Raw genomic sequence first — 8257 nt, forward strand, 5'->3', positions numbered from 1 at the left:
GAGCGATCGGCCTCCCCGGAAGTGCTTCTTCAGCCTGACGAGAATATCTTCTCCCGCCAGGCCAGTCACAACATACAAGCAGCGACCGCAGCTCGCGATGCGCCGCGCGGGCGGCGCTCGATCTCCCAGGCGCTGAAAATGCTGCGGCTACCCTTACCAGAGACCATAGAGTCTCCCACCTCGATCGCATCGGCTTCAAATCCTGTGCAATCCTTGTGGGAGCGGGCAAGCCCGCGAAGAGGCCAGCAGCCTTAACGCACCAGGCAAGGCCGCTTGTTATCAAAACGCCAACCCGGAATCAGGAACTGCATTGCCACGCTGTCATCCCGCGCCCCCAACCCCATGTTGCGGTAGCACTCGTGGGCCTTGGCCAGTTGATCCTCATCCAGCTCCACCCCCAACCCCGGCCGCGCCGGCACATGCACATGGCCGTCGACAATGCGCAGCGGCTCACGGGTCAGGCGCTGGCCGTCCTGCCAGATCCAGTGGGTGTCGATCGCGGTGATCTCACCCGGCGCGGCAGCCGCCACTTGAGTGAACATCGCCAGCGAAATATCGAAGTGGTTGTTGGAGTGCGAACCCCAGGTAAGCCCCCAGTCGTTGCACATCTGCGCCACCCTCACCGAGCCCTGCAAGGTCCAGAAATGCGGGTCGGCCAACGGAATGTCCACCGACTGCAACTGGATCGCATGGCCCATCTGCCGCCAGTCGGTGGCGATCATGTTGGTAGCCGTGGGCAAACCCGTAGCGCGACGGAACTCGGCCATCACCTCGCGGCCCGAGTAGCCGTTCTCGGCGCCGCACGGGTCTTCGGCATAGGCCAGCACATCATGCTTGTCGCGGCACAGGGCGATGGCCTCCTTGAGTGACCAGGCCCCGTTGGGGTCCAGGGTGATGCGCGCTTCGGGGAAGCGTTCGGCCAGCGCCGTCACTGCTTCCATTTCTTCTGCCCCCCGCAGCACGCCGCCCTTGAGCTTGAAGTCGCTGAAGCCGTAACGCTGCTTGGCCGCTTCGGCCAGGCGCACAACCGCCTCGGGCGTCAGGGCCTTTTCATGGCGCACACGGAACCAGTCGTCGTCACTGTCCGCTTCGTTGCGGTAGGCCAGGTCGGTCTGCTGGCGGTCGCCGATATAGAACAGGTAGCCCAGCATCTTCACCGCATCACGTTGCTGGCCCTCGCCAAGCAGTGCCGCCATGGGCACATTCAGGTGCTGGCCGAGCAGGTCGAGCAGCGCCGACTCGATGGCCGTGACGGCATGCACGGTGATGCGCAGGTCGAAGGTCTGCAGGCCGCGGCCCGCCGAGTCGCGGCTGGCGAACGTCTGGCGCATGGCATTGAGCACGCGCTGGTAATGACCGATCGGCTGGCCTACTACCAGGCTGCGGGCGTCTTCCAGGGTCTGGCGAATGCCCTCGCCACCCGGCACTTCGCCAAGGCCCGTGTTGCCCGCGCTGTCCCGCAGTACCACCACATTACGGGTAAAGAACGGGCCATGTGCGCCACTGAGGTTGAGCAGCATGCTGTCGTGGCCAGCCACCGGAATCACGCGCAGGTCGGTGACCACCGGGGTGCTGGTGTGAACGGCGGGTGTTGTCTGCATATTCATGGTTGTCGTCTCGCAGTCGTCAGTGGGTCTGGCCCAGGGCCGCGGGGCCCTTCAGGCTATCGGAATGTGCGCCCTTGGGGCGTGTACGCACGAAGAAGATGGCAATTGCCGCCAGCACCGAAGTCACCGCCAGGCCATACAACCCGCCCTGGATCGAGCCGGTCTGCTGCTCCAGCAGGCCGAACGTGGTGGGGGCAACGAAGCCGCCGAGGTTGCCGACCGAGTTGACCAGGGCTATCACCGCCGCCGCGATGCGAGCATCCAGGTAGCCCTGCGGGATCGGCCAGAACAGTGACGAGGCCGACTTGAAGCCGATGGCGGCAAAGCACACGGCGACAAAGGCGAATACCGGCCCGCCGGTGGTGGACATGAACATGCCGATGGCCGCGACCACCAGGGCGCCTGCCACCCAGGCCTGCTGGAACTTCCAGCGTGCAGAACCGGCAGCGAAGGCATACATGGCCAGGATCGAGATCAGCCACGGGATGGAGTTGAGGAAGCCGACCTGCAAGTCGCTGAGGTCGCCCATGCGTTTGATGATGCTCGGCAGCCAGAAGGTAGCCGCGTAGATGGTCAGCTGGATGCAGAAGTAGATCAGGCAGAACAGGACGATCTGGCGGTCCTTGAGCAGGCTCCAGGCCGACGGCTTGGCCGCACCCAGCGCCTCGCGCGCTTGCTGTTCACGGTCGATCGTCGCGACCAGCGCATCCTGCTCGGCCTGGCTCAGCCACTTGGCGTCCTGCGGTTTGGAGTCGAGCCAGAAGAACACGAAGAAGCACAACGCCACCGAGGCCATGCCTTCGATGAACAGCATCCACTGCCAGCCGTGCAGGCCGAGCCCCTGGATTTGCATCAATGCCCCGGCCAAGGGGCCGGAAATCAGCGAAGCCAGCGCCGACCCGCTGAGAAAAATGGCGATCGCCTTGCCGCGCTCGGCCGCCGGCAACCAGCGGGTGAAATAGTAGATCACCCCAGGGAAGAAGCCCGCTTCGGCCACACCGAGCAGAAAGCGCAGTACATAGAACTGGGTTTCGTTCTGCACGAAGGCCATGGCCGTGGCCACCAGCCCCCAGGTGAACATGATGCGGGTCAGCCACAAGCGGGCCCCCACCTTCTGCAGCAGCATGTTCGAAGGCACCTCGAACAGCGCGTAGCCGATGAAGAACAGCCCGGCACCAAAGCCAAAGGCTGCAGCGCTGATGCCCAGGTCGCTTTCCAGGTGCGGGCGGACGAAGCCGATGTTGACGCGGTCCAGGTAGTTGACGATGAACATGATGACGAACAGCGGCAGCACGTGGCGCTTGACCTTGGCCACGGCGCTGGCCAACGCGTCGCCTTCATTCCGGGCAGACGGAGCGAGGGTGTCGTTCACAGGTGGATCTCCCACTAATTGTTTTTGTGCGGGTCGGGGTTGTCTGACATGGCAGTGGGGACGAGCATAGGCCCCGAGAAGTTGTACGACAAGATCAACAACATCGCCAAAATGTCAAAATACAAGCTGCAATAAGACTAATATGTTGCGATCTTGCAAAAACTGGCACTCCAAATGCACCCTCGCCTCGCGAAAAATTGGGCAAAAAATATTTTTAGCAATTAACTTGTCATACAAGTACAACAAGAGGTGGACCACAGCATGCTTCCAGATCACGCGCACAAACGCGGCCACAGCCGCGCACATGACCTGGTCTCCAGCCTGACCCAGCAGATTCTCCTGGGCACCTTCAAGCCCGGCGACAAACTGCCGTCGGAGAACACCTTGGTACGCGAGCACGGGGTCAGCCGCACGGTGGTTCGCGAAGCCTTGTCGAAGTTGCAGGCCTCGGGGCTGGTGGAACCGCGCCACGGTATCGGCACCTTCGTGATGGCGCGCCAAGCCCAGGCCGGGTTGCGCGTTGCAGCGGAAAGCGCAGCGAATGTGCGCGACTTGCTGGAGCTGCGGGTCGGCCTGGAAAGCCAGGCCGCCGCGCTGGCAGCGCTACGCCGCGATGAAGGGCAGTTGGCGCGCATGCGCCAGGCACTGGATGACTACCAGGACCTGGCGGCGGCAGGTGACAGCTGCATCGAGGCCGACCGGCGTTTTCACCTGCTGATTGCCGAAGCCACCGGCAACCTGTATTTCACCGAGATGCTGCTGCAGCTGGGCAACGGCTTGATTCCGCGCAACCGCATGGCCCAAGCCGAGCGCAGTGGGTCGAAGATGGCAGCGCAGGCATACCTGGCCAACCTGGAGCACGAGGCAATCCTCAATGCCATCCGCCGGCAAGACCCGGATGCAGCACGCGCGGCGGTGTGCCTGCACCTGTCCAACAGCCGCGACCGGCTGCTACCGGATTGACGGGCAACTGCGGCACCGCAGCCCCGACGCTTACCAGGTCAGGCAGATCTTGCCGAAATGCCGGTTGCTCTCCTGGTAACGGAACGCGTCGACGATCTGCTCCAGCTCGAAGTGCTTGTCCACCACCGGCCGCAAACCGTTGGCATCAATGGCCCGCACCATCGCCTGCTGCTGCGCCCGGCTACCGACCAGCACCCCTTGCAGGCGAATCTGCCGCACCAATGCCTGCACCAGCGGCAGTTGCCCGGCCACGCCAGTAAGAATGCCGATCAGCGACACATGCCCGCCGATCCGTGCAGCGATCATCGACTGCTCCAGGGTAGCCGGGCCACCCACCTCGATCACGTGATCGACACCGCGGTTAGCGGTCAGCTCGCGCACTTTGTCCCCCCACGCCGGGGTGCGCTTGTAGTTGATCAAGTGGTCGGCGCCCAAGGCCTTGAGCCGCTCCAGCTTGGCATCGCTGGACGAGGTGGCAATCACCGTGGCACCCGCCAGCTTGGCGAACTGCAGGGCGAAGATCGACACGCCACCGGTGCCCTGCACCAGCACCGTGTCGCCCGGTTTGAGGTGGTCGTCGCACATCAGCGCGCGCCAGGCGGTCAGGCCGGCAGTGGTCAGGGTGGCGGCTTCGGCATGGCTGAAGCCCGAAGGTGCCAGGGTAAACGCGGTGGCACGGGCGGTGACCTGTTCGCGGGCGTAGCCATCGATGCCGTCACCCGGCACCCGGGCAAAGCCTTCGACATTGGCCTGGCCATCGAGCCAGTCCGGGAAGAACGTACTGACGACACTGTCGCCGACCTGAAACTCGCTGACGCCGGCCCCTACGGCAACGACTTCGCCCGCACCGTCGGCCATGGGGATGCGCCGCTCACTCGGCCCCCACATGCCACTCACCACGGCGAAGTCGTGGTAGTTCAGGGAGCTGGCGTGCAGGCGCACGGTGATCTCGCCGGCCTGAGGGGGCGCAGCCTCGCTGCTGCCGACCTCGACCTTGTCGTAGCCGCCGCCAGGTTGAACGTAGATGGCCTTGCTGGTCATGGGTTGGGTCTCCGTATCAACGTCAGGAATGGAAATGAGCATAGACAGGTCTATGGGTTGCAAAAGCTTCACGGGCTTTGCAGCAGCGGCGTTGTGTTGCGATCGGGCTGCGCACTATCGACTCAGCCCAGCATCACCTTCAGTGCCCGGCAATCGACCGCGTGCCAATCCACCAGTTGCGGCCATGGGTTGTCGGGCACATTCACCAATATCGTGCGTGCCCCCGCTGCGCGCCCGCAGTCCAGGTCAAAACGGTAGTCACCCACCATCACCAGCTCGCTCGGCGCCACGCCCCAGGCCGCGGCAATCTTCAGCAACCCATCCGGGCTCGGCTTCGGTGCCGCCTCGTCACGCCCGAGCACATGCTCCACCGGGAAGCAGTCCGCCAGGCCAATCGCTTCCAGCGTCACATGGGCCAGTTCCCGCGCATTGCGGGTCAGTATCCCCAACCGGCAACCACGCGCAGCCAGTTCGCGCACCAGTTCAACTGCCCCGGTCGCCGCGGTGGAGGCTTCCGCCAGCTCACGCTCATGCTCCAGCAGCCAGGCATGCTTGGCCGCGGCTTCGTCGGCTGGCAAAGCCGCCAGGTGGGTAAGGATGTCGTCCTCGGCAGGGATGCCCAGCGCCTCCCGAATGGCGGCAAAGTCATGCACTGCCACGGTCAGGGTGCCGTCCATGTCGAACACCCAGTTGCGCACCTGCTGCAGGCTCATGCCCAGTCCTTGCGGTGGCGAATCAGGCCTTCCTGGCTCGACGATGCCACCAGTTGCCCGGCCTGGTTGAAAATGCTGCCGCGGCAGAAGCCACGGGAATTCCCTGCCCACGGGCTATCGGTGGCATACAGCAACCACTGGTCGGCACGCAGGTTGCCGTGGAACCACAGCGAATGGTCGAGGCTGGCGATCTGCATGTCGCGCTGCCAAACCGACTTGCCATGCGGCACCAGCGCGGTGGTGAGCAGGCCGAAGTCCGAGGCGTAGGCCAGCAGGTACTTGTGCAGGGCCGGCACGTCGGGCAGGTTGCCGTCGGCGCGGAACCACGCATATTTCACCGGGTCGCCTGGCTTGGGGTTGAACGGGTCACGCTCGGTGACCGGGCGAATCTCGATTGGCTTGGCGCACAGCACCTTGTCGCGGATGCGTTCAGGCAGATGGTCTGCCATGGCACGCGCCAGTTCCACTTCTGTAGGCAGGTTTTCCGGGCCGACCACGTCGGGCATCTGCGCCTGGTGGGCGAAGCCTTCCTCGTCGTACTGGAACGAGGCGCTACAGGTGAAAATGGTCTGGCCCTTCTGGATCGCCGTCACCCGCCGGGTACTGAAGCTGCCGCCATCACGCACACGGTCCACCGAGTACACCACCGGCAGGCTGGCGTCCCCCGGGCGCAGGAAATAACCATGCAGCGAGTGCACATGGCGCGCGTCTTCGACCGTCTGGCTGGCTGCCGACAACGACTGGCCCAGCACCTGGCCGCCGTACAGCTGGCGGAAGCCCAGGTCTTGGCTGCGCCCACGGAACAGGTTTTCCTCGATGGCTTCGAGGCTCAACAGGTCGACCAGGTCGTCCAACACATGACTCATTGGGGCATCTCCGTAGAAGCGAGCCTTGCTCGCGCTGCGCCGCCTGGGCGGCGCTCGAACTCACAGGCGCCGAACCCCATGCGGCACAGCGCCCTTTCAATGGGCAAATAATACAGCGTTTGCCATTCGCACCGAGCATGGCTGTGCATTCAGGCGCGCAGGGTGTGCTCCCAGTGCGCACGGTCGATGCGGTACAGCACATGCGGGCGTAGCGGGTGGCCTGCGGGCAGGCGCGGGTGCTCGAAGCTGCCGCGCAGGTCTTGCTGCATGCCGATGGCCTGCATCACCTTCTGCGATGGCAAGTTACTTTCGGCAGTGAACGACACCACCTCGTTCAGGCGCAATTGGGCGAACGCACAGCGCAGGCAGGTCCACGCGGCTTCGCTGGCAAAACCCAGCCCCCAGTGGCGCCGGGCCAGGCGCCAGCCAATCTCCACGGCTGGCGCGAAATCGGCGTCAAAGTCTACCTGCAGCAAGCCGGTCATGCCGATGAATGCACCGCTGTCCTTGCGCTCCAGCGCCCACAAACCAAAACCGTATTCGTTGAAGTGCCCGCGTATGCGGCCAATCAGCGCGGCAGCTTCAAGGCGTGTGAGCGGTGCCGGGAAGTAACGCATCACCTGCGGGTCGGCACACAGCGCCGCAAATTCACGCAGGTCATCGTCGTGCCATTGGCGCAGCACCAGCCGGGCGCTTTCCAGTTGAAGGGTGGATGTCATCGGGCCTGCTCCGGTTTTGCCGAATTACAGTCTACAGCGTAGGCGCCGGGGCGGTGTTCACCCAACGGGCCGCAACCGAATGCAATTTTCACACGCCCTTCACCGGCCCCCGACAGCTCGCTTAGCAAAATGCCGCCATCACTGCCGTGCCCGCCACGGCCCTGTCACTGGAGCAACGCATGCTATCGAGCAATACCCTGGGGCACCCTGCCATTCACGCCCGGCGCAAACGGCGCCTGTCTCACAAAGCCCTTGGTGCCGCCCTTGGCTTGTGCATGGTCGTGGCGGCCTTGACCACCTGGCTGGCGACGAGGACGCATATCGTGGACCTTGGCAACGAGCAACAACTGAGTGACAGCGGCCTGCTGCAGAACTGGGCCGAGGGTGCCGTGATCGTGATGGTCCGCCACGCCGAACGCTGCGACAGCGCCCCGGGCCCGTGCCTGGACGACCCCACCGGCATCACCGTGGCCGGCAGCCAGGCTGCCGCGCGGGTGGGCCAAGGCCTGCACCAACTGGGCCTGGCCAACACCGACCTGCTCAGCAGCCCGAAACTGCGCACCCGGCAAACCGCGCACTTCATCCTCGGCCAGGCGGTGGCCAGCGAAGACTGGCTGGAAAGCTGCGACAGCCAGTTTGCCAGCGATGCACTGGCGCACAAACGTGCCGGACACAACCTGGTGCTGGTGACCCATAACGGCTGCATCGATCACTTTGCCCGCCAGCAGCACGTGGCCGGCGGCGAGCGCGAAAGCGCCTACGCCAGCGCGCTGTTCGTTTCGGTGGACGGTAACGGCAAGGCACGCATCCTCGGCCGCCTGAATGAGCCCGACTGGCAGCGGGTGCTGGCCAGCGCCGCAAAATAGCAGTGGCCTGCTCGGGCCTCATCGCCGGCAAGCCAGCTTGTATGATTAGACTTGAAGGGAGGAGGAGGGATAAAGCCAGCTTCTGACTGTTAGCGCAGTACAGACCGTGG

At 64.3% G+C, this 8257-nt stretch carries 8 protein-coding genes; 2 read left to right on the top strand and 6 right to left on the bottom strand.

Annotation, left to right across the window (positions count from 1 at the left end; genetic code table 11):
* Positions 1-251: 251 nt before the first annotated feature.
* A complete protein-coding gene (gene gudD, locus B3361_RS06360) occupies positions 252-1607 on the bottom strand; it encodes a glucarate dehydratase (RefSeq protein WP_054905953.1) in 1356 nt (451 codons plus the stop codon).
* A 19-nt stretch (positions 1608-1626) separates the two neighbouring features.
* On the bottom strand, positions 1627-2979 hold the full coding sequence (locus tag B3361_RS06365; protein ID WP_054905954.1) for an MFS transporter: 1353 nt from the start codon (positions 2977-2979) through the stop codon (positions 1627-1629).
* Between the two features lie 261 nt (positions 2980-3240).
* Between B3361_RS06365 and B3361_RS06370 the strand changes: the two genes are divergently transcribed.
* Positions 3241-3942, top strand: coding sequence for a FadR/GntR family transcriptional regulator (locus B3361_RS06370; protein WP_054905955.1), 702 nt, complete (start codon positions 3241-3243; stop codon positions 3940-3942).
* Positions 3943-3972: 30 nt separating this feature from the next.
* Here the strand turns inward: B3361_RS06370 and B3361_RS06375 are convergent, their stop codons facing one another.
* The 4 genes from B3361_RS06375 to B3361_RS06390 all read right to left on the bottom strand — a co-directional run bounded on the left by B3361_RS06375 (position 3973) and on the right by B3361_RS06390 (position 7281).
* Positions 3973-4983 (bottom strand): zinc-dependent alcohol dehydrogenase family protein, encoded by a 1011-nt coding sequence (locus B3361_RS06375; protein ID WP_054905956.1) that lies wholly within the window; start codon positions 4981-4983, stop codon positions 3973-3975.
* Between the two features lie 122 nt (positions 4984-5105).
* On the bottom strand, positions 5106-5696 hold the full coding sequence (locus B3361_RS06380; RefSeq protein ID WP_029887396.1) for an HAD family hydrolase: 591 nt from the start codon (positions 5694-5696) through the stop codon (positions 5106-5108).
* Positions 5693-6562, bottom strand: a complete 870-nt coding sequence (tesB, locus tag B3361_RS06385; protein WP_009681790.1) for an acyl-CoA thioesterase II — start codon at positions 6560-6562, stop codon at positions 5693-5695. Before tesB ends, B3361_RS06380 begins: the two co-directional genes overlap by 4 nt.
* Before the next feature lie 149 nt (positions 6563-6711).
* Positions 6712-7281: a GNAT family N-acetyltransferase gene (locus tag B3361_RS06390; RefSeq protein ID WP_054905957.1), complete on the bottom strand. Its 570-nt coding sequence runs from the start codon at positions 7279-7281 to the stop codon at positions 6712-6714.
* Between the two features lie 179 nt (positions 7282-7460).
* Here B3361_RS06390 and B3361_RS06395 point away from each other — a divergent pair, with 179 nt between their 5' ends.
* A complete protein-coding gene (locus tag B3361_RS06395) occupies positions 7461-8147 on the top strand; it encodes a histidine phosphatase family protein (protein WP_054905958.1) in 687 nt (228 codons plus the stop codon).
* Positions 8148-8257: the final 110 nt, after the last annotated feature.

Source organism: Pseudomonas sp. UBA6699 (assembly GCF_002454615.1).
Classification (GTDB): domain Bacteria; phylum Pseudomonadota; class Gammaproteobacteria; order Pseudomonadales; family Pseudomonadaceae; genus Aquipseudomonas; species Aquipseudomonas juntendi.

Bases quoted from the DNA above. Each gene is read 5' to 3' on its own strand.
- gudD (WP_054905953.1), bottom strand. From the start codon at position 1,607: ATGAATATGCAGACAACACCCGCCGTTCACACCAGCACCCCGGTGGTC.
- B3361_RS06370 (WP_054905955.1), top strand. From the start codon at position 3,241: ATGCTTCCAGATCACGCGCACAAACGCGGCCACAGCCGCGCACATGAC.
- B3361_RS06375 (WP_054905956.1), bottom strand. From the start codon at position 4,983: ATGACCAGCAAGGCCATCTACGTTCAACCTGGCGGCGGCTACGACAAG.
- B3361_RS06380 (WP_029887396.1), bottom strand. From the start codon at position 5,696: ATGAGCCTGCAGCAGGTGCGCAACTGGGTGTTCGACATGGACGGCACC.
- tesB (WP_009681790.1), bottom strand. From the start codon at position 6,562: ATGAGTCATGTGTTGGACGACCTGGTCGACCTGTTGAGCCTCGAAGCC.
- B3361_RS06390 (WP_054905957.1), bottom strand. From the start codon at position 7,281: ATGACATCCACCCTTCAACTGGAAAGCGCCCGGCTGGTGCTGCGCCAA.
- B3361_RS06395 (WP_054905958.1), top strand. From the start codon at position 7,461: ATGCTATCGAGCAATACCCTGGGGCACCCTGCCATTCACGCCCGGCGC.